This is a genomic window from Micromonospora pisi, from assembly GCF_003633685.1.
In the GTDB taxonomy this organism is placed as follows: domain Bacteria; phylum Actinomycetota; class Actinomycetes; order Mycobacteriales; family Micromonosporaceae; genus Micromonospora_G; species Micromonospora_G pisi.
This window is the reverse complement of the sequence record NZ_RBKT01000001.1, coordinates 5,316,770-5,336,692: the sequence shown is the minus strand read 5'-3', so window position 1 is coordinate 5,336,692 and position 19,923 is coordinate 5,316,770. Positions and strand designations below refer to the sequence as shown.

At 72.2% G+C, this 19,923-nt stretch carries 18 protein-coding genes; 2 read left to right on the top strand and 16 right to left on the bottom strand.

All coding sequences use genetic code 11. The features are described 5' to 3' along the window. Position 1: 1 nt before the first annotated feature. The 10 genes from BDK92_RS22845 to eno all read right to left on the bottom strand — a co-directional run bounded on the left by BDK92_RS22845 (position 2) and on the right by eno (position 7,819). Positions 2-718, bottom strand: coding sequence for a uracil-DNA glycosylase (locus tag BDK92_RS22845; RefSeq protein WP_121162499.1), 717 nt, complete (start codon positions 716-718; stop codon positions 2-4). Positions 719-737: 19 nt separating this feature from the next. After that, the gene (locus tag BDK92_RS22840) at positions 738-1,424 is read right to left on the bottom strand and encodes a dienelactone hydrolase family protein (RefSeq protein WP_121158544.1); all 687 of its coding nucleotides are present in this window, start codon (positions 1,422-1,424) and stop codon (positions 738-740) included. 168 nt (positions 1,425-1,592) lie between these two features. Next, entirely contained in the window at positions 1,593-2,078 is a 486-nt protein-coding gene (locus BDK92_RS22835) for an LppU/SCO3897 family protein (protein WP_246017199.1), read from the bottom strand. A gap of 200 nt (positions 2,079-2,278) precedes the next feature. Continuing rightward, positions 2,279-3,358, bottom strand: a complete 1,080-nt coding sequence (locus tag BDK92_RS40860; RefSeq protein WP_281278637.1) for an HAAS signaling domain-containing protein — start codon at positions 3,356-3,358, stop codon at positions 2,279-2,281. Next, positions 3,355-3,687: a PadR family transcriptional regulator gene (locus tag BDK92_RS22825; RefSeq protein ID WP_121158542.1), complete on the bottom strand. Its 333-nt coding sequence runs from the start codon at positions 3,685-3,687 to the stop codon at positions 3,355-3,357. Before BDK92_RS22825 ends, BDK92_RS40860 begins: the two co-directional genes overlap by 4 nt. An 89-nt stretch (positions 3,688-3,776) precedes the next feature. Continuing rightward, the gene (locus BDK92_RS22820) at positions 3,777-4,739 is read right to left on the bottom strand and encodes a Ppx/GppA phosphatase family protein (protein WP_121158541.1); all 963 of its coding nucleotides are present in this window, start codon (positions 4,737-4,739) and stop codon (positions 3,777-3,779) included. Between the two features lie 27 nt (positions 4,740-4,766). Continuing rightward, a complete protein-coding gene (locus BDK92_RS22815; RefSeq protein WP_121162497.1) occupies positions 4,767-5,276 on the bottom strand; it encodes an amino-acid N-acetyltransferase in 510 nt (169 codons plus the stop codon). 52 nt (positions 5,277-5,328) lie between these two features. Beyond that, positions 5,329-5,886, bottom strand: a complete 558-nt coding sequence (locus tag BDK92_RS22810; RefSeq protein ID WP_121158540.1) for a DUF501 domain-containing protein — start codon at positions 5,884-5,886, stop codon at positions 5,329-5,331. Further along, on the bottom strand, positions 5,883-6,497 hold the full coding sequence (locus BDK92_RS22805; RefSeq protein ID WP_121158539.1) for an FtsB family cell division protein: 615 nt from the start codon (positions 6,495-6,497) through the stop codon (positions 5,883-5,885). Before BDK92_RS22805 ends, BDK92_RS22810 begins: the two co-directional genes overlap by 4 nt. 38 nt (positions 6,498-6,535) lie before the next feature. Continuing rightward, entirely contained in the window at positions 6,536-7,819 is a 1,284-nt protein-coding gene (eno, locus tag BDK92_RS22800; RefSeq protein WP_121158538.1) for a phosphopyruvate hydratase, read from the bottom strand. 321 nt (positions 7,820-8,140) lie between these two features. Here eno and nudC point away from each other — a divergent pair, with 321 nt between their 5' ends. Continuing rightward, positions 8,141-9,022 carry an NAD(+) diphosphatase gene (gene nudC / locus BDK92_RS22795; protein ID WP_246017198.1) on the top strand — a complete coding sequence of 294 codons (882 nt, stop codon included), beginning with the start codon at positions 8,141-8,143 and terminating at the stop codon, positions 9,020-9,022. On the opposite strand, the gene BDK92_RS22790 is transcribed toward nudC, so the two are convergent. Both BDK92_RS22790 and pdxR read right to left on the bottom strand, forming a co-directional pair. Then, positions 9,019-10,638, bottom strand: coding sequence for a DUF885 domain-containing protein (locus BDK92_RS22790; RefSeq protein WP_121158536.1), 1,620 nt, complete (start codon positions 10,636-10,638; stop codon positions 9,019-9,021). The genes nudC and BDK92_RS22790 overlap by 4 nt on opposite strands. 9 nt (positions 10,639-10,647) lie before the next feature. Continuing rightward, the gene (gene pdxR / locus BDK92_RS22785; RefSeq protein ID WP_246017196.1) at positions 10,648-12,135 is read right to left on the bottom strand and encodes a MocR-like pyridoxine biosynthesis transcription factor PdxR; all 1,488 of its coding nucleotides are present in this window, start codon (positions 12,133-12,135) and stop codon (positions 10,648-10,650) included. A 67-nt stretch (positions 12,136-12,202) separates the two neighbouring features. Here pdxR and BDK92_RS22780 point away from each other — a divergent pair, with 67 nt between their 5' ends. Further along, positions 12,203-13,228 (top strand): DMT family transporter, encoded by a 1,026-nt coding sequence (locus BDK92_RS22780; protein WP_121158534.1) that lies wholly within the window; start codon positions 12,203-12,205, stop codon positions 13,226-13,228. Here the strand turns inward: BDK92_RS22780 and BDK92_RS22775 are convergent. From BDK92_RS22775 to BDK92_RS22760, 4 genes are all read right to left on the bottom strand, one after another. Continuing rightward, positions 13,174-14,157, bottom strand: a complete 984-nt coding sequence (locus tag BDK92_RS22775; RefSeq protein WP_121158533.1) for a nucleoside triphosphate pyrophosphohydrolase — start codon at positions 14,155-14,157, stop codon at positions 13,174-13,176. The genes BDK92_RS22780 and BDK92_RS22775 overlap by 55 nt on opposite strands. Before the next feature lie 13 nt (positions 14,158-14,170). Beyond that, positions 14,171-14,878, bottom strand: a complete 708-nt coding sequence (locus tag BDK92_RS22770) for a hypothetical protein (protein ID WP_121158532.1) — start codon at positions 14,876-14,878, stop codon at positions 14,171-14,173. Positions 14,879-14,922: 44 nt separating this feature from the next. Beyond that, positions 14,923-18,552, bottom strand: a complete 3,630-nt coding sequence (gene mfd / locus BDK92_RS22765) for a transcription-repair coupling factor (RefSeq protein WP_121162496.1) — start codon at positions 18,550-18,552, stop codon at positions 14,923-14,925. A 243-nt stretch (positions 18,553-18,795) separates the two neighbouring features. Further along, entirely contained in the window at positions 18,796-19,857 is a 1,062-nt protein-coding gene (locus BDK92_RS22760; protein WP_121158531.1) for a S66 family peptidase, read from the bottom strand. Positions 19,858-19,923 lie beyond the last annotated feature (66 nt).

The following is a 19,923-nucleotide window of genomic DNA, read 5'->3' as shown; positions in this document are numbered from 1 at the left end:
CTTATTCCAACCCGGCCAGACCCTTTGCCCGGGTGAATATCCCGTCAAGCATCGCTGGTGTCAACCGCCCGGTGAAGGTGTTTTGCTGACTGACGTGATAGCAGCCGAGCAGATCCGGCGCGGTCCCGCCGCCCGACCAGTGTGCCCCATGGGAGAACCTGGGACGCGGGCTGGGCGGTCGTGCGCCGTACACCTGGCGGAGCACCGGCCACCACGCGGCCCAGGCGAAGGCGCCCAGTGCCACCACCACCCGCACGGTCGGCGCCACCAGCCGCACCTCGCGGTGCAGCCAGGGTGCGCAGGTGTCCCGTTCGACCGGGGTCGGCTTGTTGTCCGGCGGCGCGCAGCGCACCGCGGAGAAGATCCGTGTGTGCCGCAGGGTCAGTCCGTCGTCGGCGGCGACGCTGGTCGGCTGGTTGGCCAGGCCGGCCCGGTGCATCGCGGCGAAGAGCACGTCGCCGGAGCGGTCACCGGTGAAGATCCGACCGGTGCGGTTACCGCCGTGCGCGGCCGGGGCCAGGCCGAGGATGACGATCCGGGCGTCGGCGGCACCGAACCCGGGCACCGGCCGTCCCCAGTACTCCTGGTCCCGGAACGCCGCCCGGCGGGTCGCGGCCACCTCCTCCCGCCAGGCGACAAGGCGGGAGCAGGCAAAACAGTCGGCGATGGCGCCGTCGAGGTCGGGCAGGTCGCTCGCCCGCTGGGCGCGGGCGAGCACCTCGTCGGCCGTACGGGGCTCAGCCAAGCTTGCTCCGGAAGAATTCGAGCGTACGGGCCCAGGCGCTGGCGGCGGACTGCCGGTCGAAGACCTCCGGCCGATCGTCGTTGAAGAAGGCGTGCTGGGTGCCCGGGTAGTCGTGCAGGGTGCACTCGCCGCCGGCTTCCTTGATCGCCCGCTGGGCGGCCTGTACGCCCTCGTCGGCGGAGGTGCCGTCCTCTTCGGAGCAGTGGACGATGGCGGACTTGCCGGCGTACCCGGCCCAGTCCGGTCGCATCCGCTCCCACGGCAGGGCCGGGTAGAAACCGACGGTCGCGACGATCCGGGGCGACAGCGTCGCGGACCAGAGGGCGAGACTGCCACCGGCACAGAATCCGACGGCACCGACCTGACCGGTCGCCTCCGGCCGTCCGGCGAGGTAGTCGGCCGCACCGGCGATGTCCCGGGCGGCCTGGTCCATCGCCAGGCCCATGAGCAAGCGCTGGGCCTGGTCGGGTTCGCTGGTCGCGGCGCCGTGGTAGAGATCGGGCGCGAGGGCCACGAAGCCGGCCTCGGCGAACCGGTCGGCGACACCGGTGATGTGTGGGACGAGTCCCCACCACTCCTGGATCACGATGACGGCCGGGCCGGACGCCCCGCTGGCGGGTAACGCCAGGTATCCCTCGCTGGTACCACCATTGCTCTGGTAGGTAACCTTTTCACCCATCGGCCGGCCTCCTGTCGGTCAGTCATCATTGGCTGGTCGCACAGTTACTGCTCCGTTGCGTGCGGGTAGCCTGCCATGCCCGACCGTCAGCGGGGAAGACGGCGTGGCGTACGCCTCCCGTATTGGTAGGTGTCCACCTCGCCGCCCCCGCGCCGTACTACTCCACTGTCAGGCCTTCTTCGGCTTGAGGCAGAGCAGGTAACCGGTGCCACCGGTGGGGATCGCGGTGAACATCGCGTACTCCTCCCCCTCGGCGGCGTACTGCTCGCACTCCGTGCTGTTCGAAGCCTGTTCCTCGGTCTGGTTCTCGATCCGGGCGACGACGTTGTAGATGGCCTCGGTGGAGGTGCAGTCGACAACCTTCGCGTTCGGCGCCGCCTTCTCCTCACCCTCGGTCATCTCGGGGAGCGCGGCGAGACAGTCGCCGACCTTCGCCTCGGCGGTCTTGTCCTCGCCGCCGAGCACGGTGCCGAGGCCGAACTTCACCGCCACCGCCACGACGATGACCACCAACACGCTGACGATCTTCTTGACCGGACTCTTCTTTGCCGGCGGGGGTGCCGACACGGGGGCGGAGTCGAACGGCGGCGGCACCGGCGTGCCCGGCACGGGTGCTGCCGGGGGTACGGGGGGCGGGGGTGCCTGGTCAGTCACTGACTGTCCTTTCGAGGGGATTCCAACGTCCACACAAGATGATCAAGTGCGGAGATACCGTAGCCACCACCCCCGACGGCCCGCCGCCCGCCGCCCTCCACCTTTCAGCCGGATTTGCCCGCCGTCCGACCCGCCTTGTCACCGTGCCGCCCCGCCATGCCGTCACCCCGCCGGTGCCGGTGCCGGTGCCGGTGTCCGAGTTAGCGGGACGAACCCGACGGCGTCGGGACGACCGACGCGGTCGGCGGTCCGGCCGGCGGAACACCGGTCCCGGTCGGTGCCGGTGCCACGGTCGGTGCCGGTGGGCCGCTCGGCGAGATCTCCACCGGGGGCGAATCCGACGGGCGCACGGTCGGCGGTGCGGTCGAGAACCGGAACGGCGCCCCCTCCGGGCAGTAGGGGTAGGGGGCGCGCAGCAGATCACGCGTCGCCTCGTCCGGGTAGTAGCCAGGGCGCCACCCCGACTCGTCGCACCAGGGATATCCGAGCCGGATCGGCCGCCCCTCCTGGTCGAAGAGGCGTACCCCCTCGACGAGTCGACCCTGCGGGTCGTAGACGTAGACGTCGCGCACGTCGGCGTACGGGTCGGCGTTGTACGCCGGCTCGTAGTAACCGCCCTGGCGGCCACGCCTGTCCACATCGACAAAGCCGACGAGGCCGAAGATCACGATCGCCACCGTGCCGAGCCGGAACAGATGCCGCCGCCACCCACGGAACCGATCGCTGCGTCGCCCGAGCCAGGTCGAGCCGAGGACGCAGAGGGCGAGCAGGAGCAGGCCGGCGATGTCGTTGCCGTCGACCCGGGGCAGGAGCCCGAACTCCCCGTTTGTTGTCATGACGGTGACCAGCATCGCCACCAGGTAGCCCCGGAGCACCCACCAGGCGGGCCGGAGCAGCCGGAGGAAATCGCCGACACTGGCGTACCCGATCAGGGGTCCGACCCGGCGGTCCACCGCCTGGAGCCGGTCGCGGACCTGGCGCACCGCGCTGACCACCCGGTTGTCCAGGTTGGCCGGTTGGTCCGCTGCGGCCAGCCCGGCCGCCGCGCGCAGCTCGGCCGCGTACGCCTCCGGGGTGCCGAGCCGGTCGACGAGTGCCCCGGTCCCCTCGGCCGCCACCTCGGCCAAGTGTTCGGGCAGGTCTTCGAGCAACTCGTCCCGGTCCGTCGGGGGCAGGTCGGCCAGGGCCCGCCGGACCCGCTCGACGTACTCCGTGATCTCCCGCTCGGTCATGCCATCCTCGCTCCGCTGAGTCACGCCCTCCTCGTCGCGCGCGGTCATGCCACGCGCCCCCGTTCATCGAGAAGTTTGTCCATTGTTGAGGCGAAGGCCCGCCACACCTTGCCGGACCGTTCGAGCTGGTCGCGGCCGGCCGCGTTGAGGGCGTAGTACTTGCGGTGCGGCCCCGACTCGCTCGGGACCACGTAGGTGGTGAGCAGCCCGGCCTGGAAGAGCCGGCGCAGGGTGCCGTACACCGACGCGTCGCCGATCTCGTCCAGACCGGCGGTGCGCAGACGACGCATGATGTCGTAGCCGTAGCCGTCCTCTTCCTTGAGGACGGCCAGGACCGCGAGATCCAGCACGCCTTTGAGCAGCTGGGTAGTGTCCACGCGGAGCACAGTAGTGTGCATTGCGAGATACCGTCAAGAGCGTTGTACCAGGGGTACGGCGGCGCCTCGTCCGGGCACCCCGACCCCGGCTAGACCATCAGGCTGTAGGCGATGCCGTCCAGAATGTCGTGCTCACTGGCGACGACCGAGGACATCCCGGCCCGCTCCATGATCACGCGGAGCACCAACGCGCCCGCCGCGATCACGTCGGCCCGCCCCGGATGCATCACCGGATACTCCATCCGCCGCGCCGACGACCGGGACAGCAGGTCCTCGGTCACCTTCGCCACCTCGTCGTACGAGACCCGGGCGTGGTGGATCCGGTCCGGCTGGTACGACTCCAGCCCCAGCGCGATCGCCACCACCGTGGTCACCGAACCGGCCAGCCCCACCAGGGTCGCGGCCTCCCGCCCCGGCACCGCCCCCAGCGCCCGGTCCACGGCTGCGGCGATGTCCGTCTCGGCCGCCGCGACCTGGGCCGCCGTCGGCGGATCGTCGTGCAGGTGCCGCTCGGTCATCCGGACACAGCCGATGTCGACCGAGATCGCCGCGTCGACCCGGATGCCACTGCTGTCACCGGTCGCCGAACCGCTGGTCCGGTCACCGACCACGAACTCGGTCGAACCACCACCGATGTCCACCACCAGGTACGGCGACCGGGCGTCGGCGGCCAGCCCACGTACGGCGCCGGTGAACGAGAGCCGGGCCTCCTCCTCGCCGGTGACGACCTCCGGGGCCACCCCGAGCGTCTCCCGCACCATCGCCCGGAACTCGTCGGCGTTACTCGCGTCCCGGGAGGCGGAGGTGGCGCACATCCGTACCCGCTCCGCGCCCAGCTCGGCGATCTCGGCGGCGTATCCGGCCAGCGCCACCCGGGTCCGTTCGATCGCCTCCGGGGCGAGCCGCCCGGTCCGGTCCACACCCTGGCCCAACCGGACGATCTCCATCCGCCGGGCGACGTCGACCAGCGACGCCGACGGACCGGCCGCCAGGTCAGGCACGTCCGCCACGAGCAGCCGGATGGAGTTGGTACCGCAGTCGATCGCCGCCACTCTGGTCGTCACGGCAGTCACCCTACGTCAGAGCCGCAGCAGCATCCGTACGTTGCCCAGGGTGTTCGGCTTGACCCGTTCCAACCCGAGGAACTCCGCCACACCCTCGTCGTACGAACGCAGCAACTGCTCGTAGACCGCCTGCGGCACCGGCGCCCCGTCGATCTCGACGAACCCGAACGAGCCGAAGAACCCGGTCTCGAAGGTCAGTACGAAGACCCGGGTCACGCCCAGCTCCCGCGCCACCGTCAACAGCTCCGCGACGATCTGGTGGCCGATCTTCATGCCCCGGCACTCGGGATGGACCGCCACCGTACGGATCTCGGCCAGGTCCTCCCACATCACGTGCAGCGCCCCACAGCCGACCACCGCACCGTCGGCCGGGCGGATCGCCACCCAGAACTCCTGCACGTGCTCGTACAGGGTCACGGTCGCCTTGCTGAGCAGCCGCCCACCCGGGCTGTACGTGTCGATCAGCTCGCGGATGCCGCGTATGTCAGCGGTCCGCGCCCGCCGGATGACAAGATCCGCGCTCATCACCTGAGCGTAGCGGGGAGGGGCGGCGGCGGGCGGCACCGGCCGCTGCCGATCAGTCGGTTTCGGGCGCGTCCACGCACGGGCCGGCGAGCCACCACGGCTCGATCAGCTCGAGCGTCTCGTCACCGAACGGGTTGACGCCGGGACCGCTGGCCAACGCGTGTCCGAGGTGAACGTGCAGGCACTTCACCCGACCGGGCATGCCACCGGCCGAAACCCCGTCGATCTCCGGCACCTCGGCGATCGCCGACCGCCGGGCGAGGTAGTCCTCGTGCGCCGCCCGGTATCGGGCCGCCAGCTCCGGGTCGTCGACCAGCCGGTCGGCCATCTCCTTCATCACCCCGGCCGACTCCAGCCGGCTGCACGCGCCGACCGCCCGGGGGCAGGTCAGGTAGAACAGGGTCGGGAACGGGGTGCCGTCGGCGAGCCGAGGCGTCGTCTCCACCACGTCGGGCCGACCGCAGGGGCAGCGGTGCGCCACCGCGCGGGTGCCCCGGGGGGTCCGGCCGAGCTGTGCGGCCACCGCCGCCAGGTCGTCGTCGGTGGCCGGTTGCCGGGTCGGTGCGGGGACCAGACCGGCCGCGGGCCGCTCCGGGGGTACGACGGTCAAGAAGCTGGCCCTTCCTCGTTGGCGGCCCGAACGCTGGACCAGAGCATGTCGTACCAGGGTTCCGCCGGTTTCGGCGCGGTGGCCGGCGCGGCCCCGGCGTCCCGGGCGGCGCCCTCCGGGTCGTTGAGCACCACCACCAGCTTGTCGCCCGGCCGGACCATGTAGAACCGCTCCCGGACCTGGATCGAGACGTACGCCGGGTCCTTCCAGAGCGCCGCCTCGTCCGACAGGTCGCCGATGTGCTCCCGCTGCGCCGCCTGCGCCGCCTCCAGCTGGGCGATGTCCGCCTGCTGGCCCAGGTAGACCCGGACCGGGTAGGTGTAGGCGAGGGCCAGCGCGACGAAGACCGCGAAGAGCGCGGTCGCCCGGCCGGTGAAGCGCCGGGGCTGCGGGGCGGAGGTACGGGTGGTGCCGCCGCCGGCGGCGGCGCGTCGCGCCGCCGCCGGACGGGTGGCCGATCGTGGGGCGTCCGCGCCCCTGGAGTAGCGGGCAGTGGTGCCCCGCTCGGAGCGTGCCCCGGGGTCGCGGCCGGTGACCCGACTGGCGACCCGGCCGGGCTGACCCGGCCGGCGGGCGGGCCGCTGACCGCTGGGTATGCGACGAGTCGTCACCGTTGACGCACCCCTCCCCCGAGGCCACTCACGCGATGTCAGGCAGAACGGTAACGCGGGAACGCGCCGGCCCCGGCGTAGCGCGCCGCGTCCGCCAGCTCCTCCTCGATCCGGAGCAGCTGGTTGTACTTGGCCACCCGGTCCGAACGGGCCGGGGCGCCGGTCTTGATCTGGCCGCACCCGGTCGCCACCGCCAGGTCGGCGATGGTGGTGTCCTCGGTCTCGCCGGAACGGTGGCTCATCATGCAGCGGAACCCGGCCCGGTGCGCCAGGTCCACCGCGTCCAGGGTCTCGGTCAGCGAACCGATCTGGTTCACCTTCACCAGGACGGCGTTCGCCGAACTCTCCGCGATGCCCCGGGCGATCCGCTGCGGGTTGGTCACGAACAGGTCGTCGCCGACGATCTGGACCCGGTCGCCGAGCGCCGAGGTCAGGCTCGCCCAGCCGGACCAGTCGTCCTCGGAGAGCGGGTCCTCGATCGACACGATCGGGTACTCGTCGGCGAGCTTGGTGTAGTAGGCGGCCATCTCGTCGGCCGACTTCTTGGTCTGCTCGAAGGTGTAGACACCGTCGGAGAAGAACTCGGTCGCGGCCACGTCGAGCGCGAACACGATGTCCCGACCCAGCCGGTAGCCGGCCTTCTCGACCGCCTCGGCGATCAGGTCCAGGGCGGCGGCGTTGGTCGGCAGGTCCGGGGCGAAGCCGCCCTCGTCACCGAGGCCGGTGGAGAGACCACGCTTCTTCAGTACGGACTTGAGCGCGTGGTACACCTCGGCACCGGAACGGAGCGCCTCACGGAAGGTCGGCGCGCCGATCGGGGCGATCATGAACTCCTGCACGTCGACGTTGGAGTCCGCGTGCGCCCCACCGTTGAGGATGTTCATCATCGGCACCGGCAGCAGGTGCGCGTTCGGGCCGCCCAGGTAGCGGAAGAGGCTCAGCTCGGCGCTGCTCGCCGCCGCCTTCGCCACCGCCAGCGAGACGCCGAGGATCGCGTTCGCGCCGAGGCCGGACTTGTCGGCGGTGCCGTCGATGTCGAGCATCTTCTGGTCGATCAGCCGCTGCTCGCTGGCCTCGTAGCCGATGAGCTGGTCGACGATCCGGTCCTCGATGTTCGCGACCGCGGTCTCGACACCCTTGCCCTGGTAACGGTCGGCGTCGCCGTCGCGCAGCTCGATCGCCTCGAAAGCGCCGGTGGAGGCGCCCGACGGCACTGCCGCGCGGGCGGTCGTACCGTCGTCCAGCCCGATCTCGACCTCGATGGTCGGGTTGCCGCGCGAGTCGAGAATCTCCCGGGCGACGATTCCCTCGATGGTGGCCACTGTGTCGCTCCTCGTGATGAGTGTCAGCTGATGCTCTCGGGCCGCGACGGTGCGGCGGAAGCGTTCGATGGCAGCGTAACGGGCCGTGGTCGCCGTACGGGGATTGCCTCCACCTTCTACGGCGACGATCTGCCGTACATCTGCCGATTCTCCACCCCCTCATCCGCACCGGGGTTTGCGGGGGTTGCCCTGATCGACAAGGCTGGCAGACATGTTCGCCGACCAACCAGCCGGCGCCGACCGGCCCACCGCCACCGCCCGATCCGCCGCCACCGGCCAACCCCGGACCGGGGTGCGCCGCCACCGGCGGCGGTACGCACAGTGAACCTCGACCTGCCGCCGACGATCCACCCGGTCTTCCTTCCCGGCGCGGCGGCCGACGTACCGGCGGAACCTACCGACCACTGTCTGGTGGTGGCCGACGGCAAGCTGCTGGTCCGACCCGACGGCGAACTTCCCCGGGTCGCCGACCTGCCCGCCGAGCCAGGGCCACCCGGCCGGTCCGACCGACCAGGGCTGGTTCCGCTCGGCACCCTCGACGGGGTGCCGGTCTGGGCGGCGGCGCGGGAGAAGGCCGACGCCACACTCGGCAACTGGCTCGGCTGGCGGGAATTGGCCGCCGGGCTCCCCGAGCCGCTCGCCGCCCTCGCCGGACGGGCACTACAGGTGGTGACCTGGCGGCGCAGCCACCGCTACTGCGGGGCCTGCACGGCGGAGCTGGCCGACGTGCCCGGCGAGCACGCCCGGCGCTGCCCCGACTGCCAGCTCTACGTGCCGATGCAGCTCTCCCCGGCGGTGCTGGTGGCGATCCGCCGCCCCGGTCCGCCCGGTGCGGCCGAGCAGCTCCTGCTGGTGCGCCACTCGTACGGGCCGACCGAGGTGTGGGCACTGGTCGCCGGCTTCGTCGAGGCGGGCGAGACGCTGGAACAGGCGGTGCACCGGGAGGTCGCCGAGGAGGTGGGGCTCCGGGTCGACCGGCTGACCTACTTCGGCAGCCAGCCCTGGGCGATGTCCGGCCCCGGCGTGGTGCTCGCCGGGTTCACCGCGTACTGCCCGGATCCGGCGGCCGAGCCGGTGGTCGACGGTCGGGAGCTGACCCAGGCCCGCTGGTTCCCGCTCGACGCGCTGCCGAAGGCGCTGCCGCCGACGTACTCGATCTCCCGGTGGCTGGTCGAGTCGGTCCGGGCGCCGGCCACGACCTAGACGCCGAGCAGCGTACGGAGGTGGCGCGGCGGCGGGGAGCCGTGGGCGAGCATGGCGTCGTGCCACTGCCTCGGTGACCGACCCGACGGACGGGCGGCGGCGATCTCCGCGACCTCCGTGTAGCCGACGAAGTAGGTGGAGAGCTGGGTCGAGGTGAGCAGCGCCCGGCGCCACTTCCCCGCCGCCTCGCCCTCCTCCTGGAAACCCCGGCCGGTCATCAGCGCCATGCCCTCGGACTCGGGCAGCTCGTCGCAGTGCACCAACTGGTCGAGCAGCGCGTTGATGGTCATCCGAAGCTGCATCTTGAGCTGCTGCAACCGGATCGGCAGGCCGCCGAAGCCGGCGTCCGCCATCAGCTCCTCGGCGTAGACCGCCCACCCCTCGACAAACGGGCCGGAGTAGTCGAGCGCCCGGACCCGGGTGCTGCCCCGGTAGCGGCGGGCGTGGGCCAGTTGCAGGAAGTGGCCCGGCATCGCCTCGTGCACGGTCAGGTTGCGGATCATGTGGTCGTTGTACTCGCGGTAGAACGATTCGACCCGCTGGGCTGACCAGTCCGCCGGGGTCGGCGCGATGCAGTAGAACGTCGGCACGTCCGCGGTCTCCAGCGGGCCGGGCGGGTCGCAGTAGGCGACCGCCACCCCACGGGCGAACTCCGGCATCTCCTGGATCACGCACGGGTCGTCGACCAGGCTGACCAGGTCGTGCGCGCGGACGAAGTCGGTCGACTCGGTGAGCGTGGTGCGGGCCAGCTCCACGATGGTGTGGTTGTCCGGGTGCTCGCCGCCGAGCCGGCCGAGCGCCTGCCGTACGGTCTCGTCGTTCGCCGGGCCGCCGACCAGCTCGGCGGCGGCTGCCCGGATCTCGTCGGTGACCCGTTCCAGGTTCGCCTGCGCGCGGGCGAAGACCTGCCCGGCGGAGAGCTCGGTGTCCAGGGTGTGCCAGAGCCGCGCCTCGAAGCGTCGGCGTCCGAGCCGGGGGTCCCGTCCCGGCCCGGAGTCGTCGCGCAGCCCGGCGCGGAGCCACTCGGTGAACTCGTCGAGGGCGCGGGCGGCGTTCCGGGCCACCGGTTCGACCCGGTCCCGCAGACCGGGCGCCTCGGCGAGCAGCGCCGGCAGTTCGGCGCGGACCAGCGCGGCAGTGCCGCCGAACTGCCCGATCGCCGTCTCGGCGTGGATCCGCGGCATGTCGCCGAGCAGGGCACGCGCGGTGGCGAGTGCGTCCGGTACGTCGGCGAGCCGGCCGACGAGGCTGGTGAGCCGCACCTCCGCCGGTGCGTACGGGCGGGCGATCAGTGCGTGCAGCAGCGGCCCCGGGTTGTGCCGCAACGGGTTCCACTCGTGCGTGCGCAGTTCGGAGAGCTCGAAGAGTTCCCGCTCGACCAGGGCTCGGAGCAGGTCGTGGTCCACCTGCTCGGCCGGGTCGAGCACGCCTTCGTCCACCTGGGAGAGGGCACCGGCGGCGTCCCGCAGCATCGCCACCTGCGCCTTGACCCCGGCGTCGGAGAGATCCGGCAGCCGATCGTCGACGCGGTGGTCGCCGGCCGAGGAGGCCAACTCGGGGCTGCTTTCCAGCAGCGCGTCGACGATCCGTTCGGCGATGGGGACGAAAGACGACATGGAAGGAATCTAGCGACTCCGGTCGGGCCCGGACGGCGAGGGCACCGACTCGGGCGTGGGGACCGGCTCGGGCGGAGGGGCGATCAGGCTGGCCAGGACCCGCACCGCCCGGGTCAGTTCGGCGGGGGTGTTCGCGGCGTAACCGAGCACGAGACCGGGCGGACCGTGCCGGGTCAGCCGGAGTCGGGAGAGCGGCACCGGCGCCAGCCCGACCCGTTGAGCCGCCCGACCCAACCGCTCGTCGTCCACCCCGTCGGGCAGTTCCACCACCAGGTGCAGCCCGGCGGCGACGCCGGAGATCCTGGCGGTCGGCAGGTACCGCCGCAGCGCGGCGGTGAGTGCGTCCCGGCGCGTGCGGTGCGCCTGGCGGGAGCGACGCAGGTGTCGGTCGTAACCGCCGCTGGCCAGCAGTTCGGCGAAGGCGAGCTGTTCCAGCACCGGTCCGCCGATGTCGGCCGCCGACTTGGCCGCGGCCACCTCCGCCCGCCAGGACGGCGGTACGGCGAGCCAGCCGAGTCGCATCGCCGGGGCGAGTGCCTTGCTGGCCGACCCGATGTGTGCCACCAGGTCCGGGGCGAGGCCCTGGAGGCAGCCGACCGGGTCACGGTCGTAGCGGAACTCGGCGTCGTAGTCGTCCTCGACGACGAGGCCACCGGTACGGCGCGCCCAGTCGAGCAGGGCGGCCCGGCGGCGCGGGGCGAGGACGACCCCGGTCGGGTACTGGTGTGCCGGGGTGGTCAGCACCGCCGGCAGCCGGGTACGGCCGAGCGCCGCGACGTCCAGCCCCTCGGCGTCGACCGGCACCGGCACCAGACGTAGTCCCTGCGCCAGGAGATGCTCCCGGATGCCGGCGCTGCCCGGCTCCTCGATCCCGATCTCGGTCGCCGCACGGGCCCGGAGCGCGGCGGCGATCAGCGAGACCGCCTGGGCTGCCCCGGTGGTCACCACGAGATCGGTCGGGTCGACCCGAGCGGCCCGGACCCGGCCGAGGTAGCCGGCGAGTTCGCGACGGAGCCGGGGTGCGCCGGCCGGGTCGCCGTAGTCGAGGTCGGCGTCGCGGGCCTGGTGCAGCGCCCGCTCGTACGCCCGCCGCCACAACGCGCGGGGAAACATCGCCAGGTCCGGCACCCCGGACCGCAGTCCGCTGGGCGCGACCGTGGTGCGCACACCGGTCCAGCCGTGCCCGGACGCCCACTCGGTCGGTCCCCCGTCGGCCGCCGGGCCGGCGCTCCCGCCGGTGGGGGCGCTGGTCGGGGCGACCACGGTTCCCGACCCCGGCCGGGCCACCAGGCGCCCCTCGGCAACAAGCTGCTCGTACGCCTCGACCACCACGCCACGGGAGAGTCGCAGGTCGGCGGCGAGATTCCGGCTGGACGGCAACCGGGTGCCGGGTACCAGGCGCCCCTGCACGATCGCCTCCCGGAGCGCGACCGTGAGCTGGTCGGCGAGGCCGGGCCGACCACGGTCCAGCTCGACGAGCGTTTCCAGGGCGGTCAATTGGTCCTCCCGATCGTCGCGCCATTGGCCCTGAACCGAGGACCACCCGAACCGTAGCCTCGGACCCGTGAAGATTTCGAACGTCGGGGCGGTCCTGCTCTGCGTCACCGGCATGGTGATCGTCGGCAGCTCCGTCTCGATCAGCCAGCTGATCCTCGACTACCCGGCGTTGACCGGCCAGGCCGCCCGGTACGCGCTGGCCGCCGTCGTACTCTTCGCCATCGCCCGTCGCTGGCCCCGGTTCGGCCTGGAGTCCGCCCCGTCGACCGGCACGCCGACCCGGCGCCCGGCGGACCGGGCGCCCGGACCCACGGGCGGCTGGCCGACCCGGCGTGAGTGGCTCATCCTGACCGTGCTGGCGGCGATCGGCCTGGCCGCGTTCAACGCGTTCATCCTGATCGCGCTGCCGCACGCCGAACCCGCCCTGGTCGGCACGTTCATCGGCGCCGCACCGCTCGGACTCGCCCTGCTCGGGCCACTGCTGCGCGGCGGTCGACCGACCGTACGGCTGATCGGCGCGGCCGGCGTCGTCGTCGCCGGTACGGCACTGGTGCAGGGGACCGGCCGGGCGGACGCGATCGGCGTACTCGCCTCGCTCGGGGCGCTGGCCGGGGAGATCGCCTTCTCCCTGCTGGCCGCCGCCGTGCTGCCCCGCCTCGGGCCGGTACGGGTAGCCGCCTACAGTTGCGCGCTCGCCGTACCGCTGCTGCTGGTGGCGGCGCTCGTGGGCGGCGAACCGGCCCGGTGGCGGGCGCCCACCGGCGTCGAGACGGCGACCTACGCCTATCTCGCGGCGCTGATGACGGTGGTCGCCTTCGTGGCCTGGTTCACCGGGCTGCGCCGGTTGGGGGTGGAACGGGCCGGCATCCTGGTCGGGGTGATGCCGGTGGCCACCCTGGTTACCGCCGCGGTGCAGGCCGGGCGTCCGCCCACCCTCGGTTCGAGCCTCGGTGTGCTGGTGGTCGTGCTCGGCCTGACCCTGGGTCTGAGCGCCCGCCCGCACGGCGAGCGGCCCGCACGACCGGAGCCGGCGGCGGATCAGTCCGAACCGGAGCCGGCGGTTGTCTCGACGGCGCGTACCGCGTCGGCGTAGGCGAGCGCGGCCCGACGTAGTGCCGCCTCGGGGTCGAGCCCGTCGGCGCGGGCCTGGACCACCACGTCCAGCAACAGGGCACCGAGGCGGGCTTCGGCGTCCATGGTGGCCGGGACCGGCGGCGGCACGTCGAGCCCGGCACGACCGGCCCGTTGCAGGATCTTCGCGGCGAGCGAGAGGGCCGGCTGGGCGAGCGCGATTCCGTCCAGCACCGAGTCGCGGGCCTTCTCCGCCTTCTTGATCTGCTCCCAGTTGGTGATGATCTCGTCGATCGAACCGACGGCGGTGTCCGCGAAGACGTGCGGATTGCGGCGGATCATCTTCTCCACCAGGCCGCCGGCCACGTCGTCGACGTTCCAGCGCTCCCCTTCGGGCAGTTCCTCGGCGAGCCGGGCGTGCAGCACGACCTGGAGCAGTACGTCGCCCAACTCCTCGCGGAGCGCGTCCAGGTCACCGGCGGAGATCGCGTCGTACGCCTCGTAGCACTCCTCCAGCAGGAACTGCGCGAGGGTGGCGTGTGTCTGGGCCCGCTTCCACGGGTCACCACCGGGCGACACCAGCCGGTCCATCACCGCCACCGCGTCGAGCAGCCGGGCGCCGGGCGGGTCCCAGGAGCCGTACATCAGCTCCAGTTCCGCGAGACCGGGCTCGCGGGCCAGCCGCATGCCCAGTTCACGGGCCATCTGGTCGTCGCCGGCCGGGCCGGCCAGCCAGACCACGGTGCCGTCGGTCCCGGCGGCGGCGAGCAGGTCGCGCACCGGCGCGTCGGAGAGGGTGACGCTGCCACCGGCCACCCGAACCGCCGTGGCCAGCTCGCTCTCCGCACCGGTCAGCACCGGGTGCTGGCGTACCACGTCCCAGGCCGCCGCGGTGAGCAGGCCGGCCGGCAGCCGGGGCGAGGTGACCAGCAGTACGACTCGAGCGGTCATCGTTGTCGCCGGCTCAGCTCCGGTTGGTTACCGCACCCGTGCCCGGCTCGCCCAGCGTCACGCCGACCGCCTGGTCCTCGTTCGGGAAGGCCAGAATCGGGAACTCCAGCGGCCGGTAGCGCGGGTTGACGGTGATGTCGAAGCGGGCGAACTCGTCCTCCAGCAGCTTGCGCTGACCCAGCGCGCCCTGGAACTGCTCGCCGTCGAGGGCCTGGCGCAGCTGCACGTCGGTCTCGCCGTTCTCGCCGAGGCCGGCGGCGCGCGCGTCGGCGATCAGCTTGACGAGCTGCTCCTCGGTCGGCTTGACCGGCTCGCCGGCGGGCAGGGCCGACCGGCAGGTGTACGAGTCGGCGAGCTCCCGGGCGTACTCCGTGTTGGGTGCGAAGCCGAGGCCCTGGCCGACCTCCTCGGCGGTCACCGGGCGCTGCGGCTTCAGGGCCTTGTCGGTGGTGAAACGCTCGCAGGCGTCGTTGAAGACGAGCAGGCTCACCACCTCGCCACGGGTCGGCACCCGGGCGGCGCCGCCCTCGGCCGGCGCCTGGCCGCTCTGCTGGGCCGGGTTCTTCTTGACCTCGTCGATGATCCCGGTGATCCGGTCCTCGGTGATCTGCCGGTCGCCGAGGTACGCGGCGACATCGGGCTGGGCACGGCAACCGGTGAGGGCGATGATGCCGACCGCGACAACCACCGCGATCGGCGCCAGACGGCGAGCACGCTGCATGGCCGACACTCTCTCACGTGCGACCCGGCCCGGGAGGTACGGGGTCACCGGTCGGCCAGCACCGGCGCGCCGAGCACGTCGGAGAGGAGCTGCCCGCACCACTCCAACAGGGCCTGGTCGCGCAGCGGTTCGCCGCCGATCCGGCGGGTGCTCGGGCGGGGCACGCTGACCTGGTCGGTGACCTGCTTGTAGACCGCGTCCGGGTGGTAGCGCTTGAGCCGCAACTGCTTGGAGTCGGGCAGCGGCAGTGGGCTGAACCGCAGGTGTTTGCCCTGGACCGACACGTCGGTCAGGCCGTACGAGCGGGCCAGCAGACGGAACCGGGCCACCGCGACCAGGTTCTTCACCGCCTCCGGCGGCTCGCCGTACCGGTCGGTCATCTCGGCGACCACCTCGTCGAGGCGGGCCGCGTCGCGGGCCTCGGCGAGCTTGCGGTACATCTCCAGCCGGAGCCGCTCCACACCGACGTAGTCGTGTGGCAGGTGCGCGTCGATCGGCAGGTCGATCTTGACGTCGGTCTCCTCCTCCGGCCGCTCCCCCTTGAACGCCTGGACCGCCTCGCCGACCATCCGGACGTAGAGGTCGAAGCCGACGCCCTCGATGTGACCGGACTGCTCACCGCCGAGCAGGTTGCCCGCGCCCCGGATCTCCAGGTCCTTCATCGCCACGTACATGCCGGCGCCCAGTTCGGTGTGCTGGGCGATGGTGGCGAGCCGTTCGTGGGCGTGCTCGGTCAGCGGCTTCTCCGGCGGGTAGAGGAAGTAGGCGTACGCCCGCTCCCGACCCCGGCCGACCCGGCCCCGGATCTGGTGCAGCTGGGCCAGGCCGAGCAGGTCGGCCCGCTCGACGATCAGGGTGTTGGCGTTCGGGATGTCGATGCCGGACTCCACGATCGTGGTGCAGACCAGGACGTCGTACTCCTTCTCCCAGAAGCCGACCATGACCTTCTCCAGCGCTTCCTCGCTCATCTGGCCGTGCGCCACCGCGACCCGCGCCTCGGGCACCAGTTCACGGATGCGCCGGGCCGCCCGGTCGATCGACTCGACCCGGTTGTGCAGGTAGAAGACCTGCCCGTCGCGGAGCAGTTCGCGGTGGATGGAGGCGGCGACCTGGCGGTCGTCGTACGCGCCGACGAAGGTGAGGACCGGGTGCCGCTCCTCCGGCGGGGTGGCGATGGTGGACATCTCGCGGATGCCGGTGATCGCCATCTCCAGGGTTCGCGGGATCGGGGTCGCCGACATGGTCAGTACGTCGACCGCGGTCCGCAGCGTCTTGAGATGTTCCTTGTGCTCGACCCCGAAGCGCTGTTCCTCGTCGACGATGACCATGCCGAGCGACTTGAAGCGGGTGGCGGCGGCGAGCAGCCGGTGGGTGCCGATGACGATGTCGGCGCTGCCGTCGGCGGCGGCGGCGAGGGTCTGCTCGGCCTCCTTCGGTGTCTGGAACCGGGAGAGCTGCTTGATCTGGACCGGGAACTGCCCCATCCGCTCGGCGAAGGTGTTGTAGTGCTGCTGGGCCAGGAGCGTGGTCGGCACCAGCACGGCGACCTGCTTGCCGTCCTGGACCGCCTTGAACGCCGCCCGGACCGCGATCTCGGTCTTGCCGTAGCCGACGTCGCCGCAGATCAGCCGGTCCATCGGGGCGGACTGCTCCATGTCCCGCTTGACCTCCTCGATCGCCGAGAGCTGGTCCGGCGTCTCGGTGTACGGGAAGGCGTCCTCCAGCTCACGCTGCCAGGGGGTGTCCGGGCCGTAGGCGTGCCCCTTCGACGCCTTCCGGGCGGCGTAGAGCTGGATGAGCTGGGCGGCGATCTCGCGTACCGCCTTGCGGGCCCGGGCCTTGGCCTTCTGCCACTCGCTGCCGCCCATCTTGTGCAGGGTCGGCGTCTCCCCGCCCACGTACCGGGAGAGTTGGTCGAGCTGGTCGGTGGGGACGAAGAGCCGGTCACCGGGCTGTCCGCGCTTGGTCGAGGCGTATTCCAGGACCAGGTATTCGCGTTCGGCGCCGTTGACCGTACGTTGCACCAGCTCGATGTAGCGGCCGATGCCGTGCTGCTCGTGCACCACGTAGTCGCCGGTCTTCAGCTCCAGCGGGTCGATCGTGTTGCGCCGCCGGCTCGGCATCTTGCGCATGTCCCGGGTGGAGGAGCCGCGACCGCCGGTGATGTCGTTTCCGGTGAGCACGGCGAGCCTGGTCGAGCTGGCCCCGTCGAGCAGGAAGCCGTGGTTGAGCGAGCCGCAGGTGACCAGGATGTCGCCGGGTGCCGGGGGGCGCAGGATGGTCTCGACCGGGGTCGCGCCGAGGCCGCCGTCGCGTAGCACCTCGACCGCCCGCTGCGCGGGTCCGTGCCCCTCGAAGACCAGGGCCACCGCCCAGCCGTCGGCGGTCCAGCGGGTCAGGTCGTCGACCACCCGGCTGGTCTCACCGTGGTAGAGCGCGGTCGGCTGGGCGGCGAGCGTGATCGAGATTCCGTCGTCGGGGGTGACGGTGGTCTGCTCGACCGGGTCCAGCCACGGCTGGTCGTCGGTCGCGCTGGTCGACTCGACCAGCCCGAACGGGGCGATCGACCACCAGGGCTGGCCGAGGGTCGCGGCGGTCGCGCGTACCTCGCCCAGGGTCTTGAAGGCGGCAGCGCCGAGGTCGATCGGGGCCTGGCCGCCGACGGCGGCCGCAGCCCAACTGGCCGCGAGGAACTCCTCCGAGGTACGGACCAGGTCATGCGCCCGGGTACGGATGCGTTCGGGGTCGAAGAGCAGCACGTGCGCGCCTGCCGGCAGGCAGTCGAGCAGCGTCTCCATGCTGTCGGTCCCGTCGGTGAGGGCCGGGGCGAGCGACTCCATGCCCTCGACCGGGATGCCCTCGGCGAGCTTCTCCAGGATCTCGGCGAGTTCGGGGTGGGCCTGGCCGAGCGCGGCGGCCCGCTCGCGGATCTCCGGGGTGAGCAGGAGTTCCCGGCACGGCGGCGCCCATAGCTGGTCGACCTGTTCGATGGTGCGCTGGTCGGCGACGGCGAAGGTACGGATCTCCTCCACCTCGTCGCCCCAGAACTCGACCCGGCTGGGGTGTTCGTCGGTGGGTGGGAAGACGTCGAGGATGCCGCCCCGGACGGCGAACTCGCCCCGCTTGGTGACCAGGTCGACCCGGGTGTACGCCAGGTCGGCCAGGCGGTGCGCGATCGCGTCGAGGTCTGCTTCGGCGTGGCTGGTGAGCCGGACGGGCTCCAGGTCACCGAGCCCCTTGAGCTGCGGTTGCAGGACCGAGCGGACCGGTGCGACGACCACCCGCAGTGGGCCGGTGCCGCCCGTGGCGCCGGGGTGGGCGAGCCGGCGCAGCACGGCGAGCCGGCGGCCGACGGTGTCCGAGCGGGGCGAGAGCCGTTCGTGCGGCAGGGTCTCCCAGGCTGGGAACACGGCCACCTGCTCGGCGGGGAGCAGGCTGCCGAGCGCGCTGGCGAGGTCGTCGGCCTCGCGGGTGGTGGCGGTGACGGCGAGCACGGGACGACCGGCGCCGCCCTGGTCGGCCTCGGCGGCGACGGCGGCCACCACGAACGGGCGCAGCGCCGCCGGGGCGGTCAGGTCGAGCCCGTCGGCCTGTGCGAAACCGCCCCGGGCCAGGTCACGGGTGCGGGTGAGGCCCGGGTCGCCGAGGGCGGCAGCCAGCAGACCGGCGAGCATCGTCACGATCACTACCTTTGCGTCGACACGCGAAACGCCCCCGATCCGTTCCCGGACGGGGGTCTACCTAGGCGAGTTTATCCCGCCCACCAGCCAACGCCCCCCATCCCAAACCCGCCCACCCCACCCCATCCCACCCCACCCAAGCCCCGTTGATCATGAACTTGGCGCAAAGTTGATCGGCCGATTCCGCGCCAACTTCATGATCAACGGGGTGCGGGGCAGGTCGCGCGGAGGAAAAGGTCAGTAGCGGACGGTGATGCGGCGCGCGGTCGAGTCGACCCGGGCGAGGCCGCCGTACGGGACGATCAGCTGCGGGTCGGTGTGCCCGACGTCGAGGCCGAAGACGGCGACCGCGTCGGGGTTGTACTCGGCGAGAACCCTGAGCACGGCGGCACGCTGGGCCTCGGTGTGCGCCCGCTTCTGCTCGGCGGTGTTCGGCTGGTCGAAGTCCCACGCCTTCGGTCGGCCGACCAGGACGGCGGGGAAGCCGGCGAGCAGTCCCCGCTCCCCCATGTTGCGCAGGATCCGGAAGACCTCGACGTCCGACGGGAGTTCCTCGGAGGTCTCCAGCAGCAGCACGTGACCGGCGTACGCCTCGTTCGGTCCCACCCGGCCGGCTTGGAGCAGCCAGGCGAGGATCTCCAGGTTGCCGCCCCAGACCGGCCCCTCGACCAGGGTCTGCGGGCCGTGCCAGCGCCAGCCGTCGGACGGGAACGTCACCGGCTCGCTCGCCAGGGTGGACGGGTCGCGCCAGTCGCTCGGCTCGTCGCTGTACCGCTTGGCCGGCGCCAGTTCGTACCAGTCGTCGGTGAAGAGCGCGGCCCGCAGCGAGGCGGCGGTCGCCGGGTGCAGGCTGCCGGGGCGGCCGAGGTGCACCAGCACGGAGCCGCCGTGATAGCTGACCATCCCCAGTTCGAAGAGGTACGACAGCACGTTGGTGTTGTCCGAGTAACCGAAGTACGGCTTCGGATTGGCCGCGATCACCTCCCGGTCCAGGTGCGGCACCACGGTGATCAGGTCGTCCCCGCCGACGGTGGCGAGCACCGCCTTGATCGACGGGTCGGCGAACGCGGCGGTCAGGTCGCGCGCCCGTTCGGCCGGCTGGGCACCGGCGGCCCGGGTCGTCGGGTACTCGACCGGGATCAGCCCGAAGTGGTCGCGGAGTCGGCGCAGACCCAGCTCGTACACGTGCGGGAAGACGGCCGGCAGCCCGGCGGAGGGCGAGAGTACGGCGACCCGGTCCCCCGGCTTCGGTTTCGCGGGATAACGCCGGGGCTCGGTGGAGCCGATCACTTCGGACATCAGCCCACCCTAGCGATCGATCATGGCCGAGGGCTTCCCCTTTCCCTATCTCGGGGTATGGTGGGG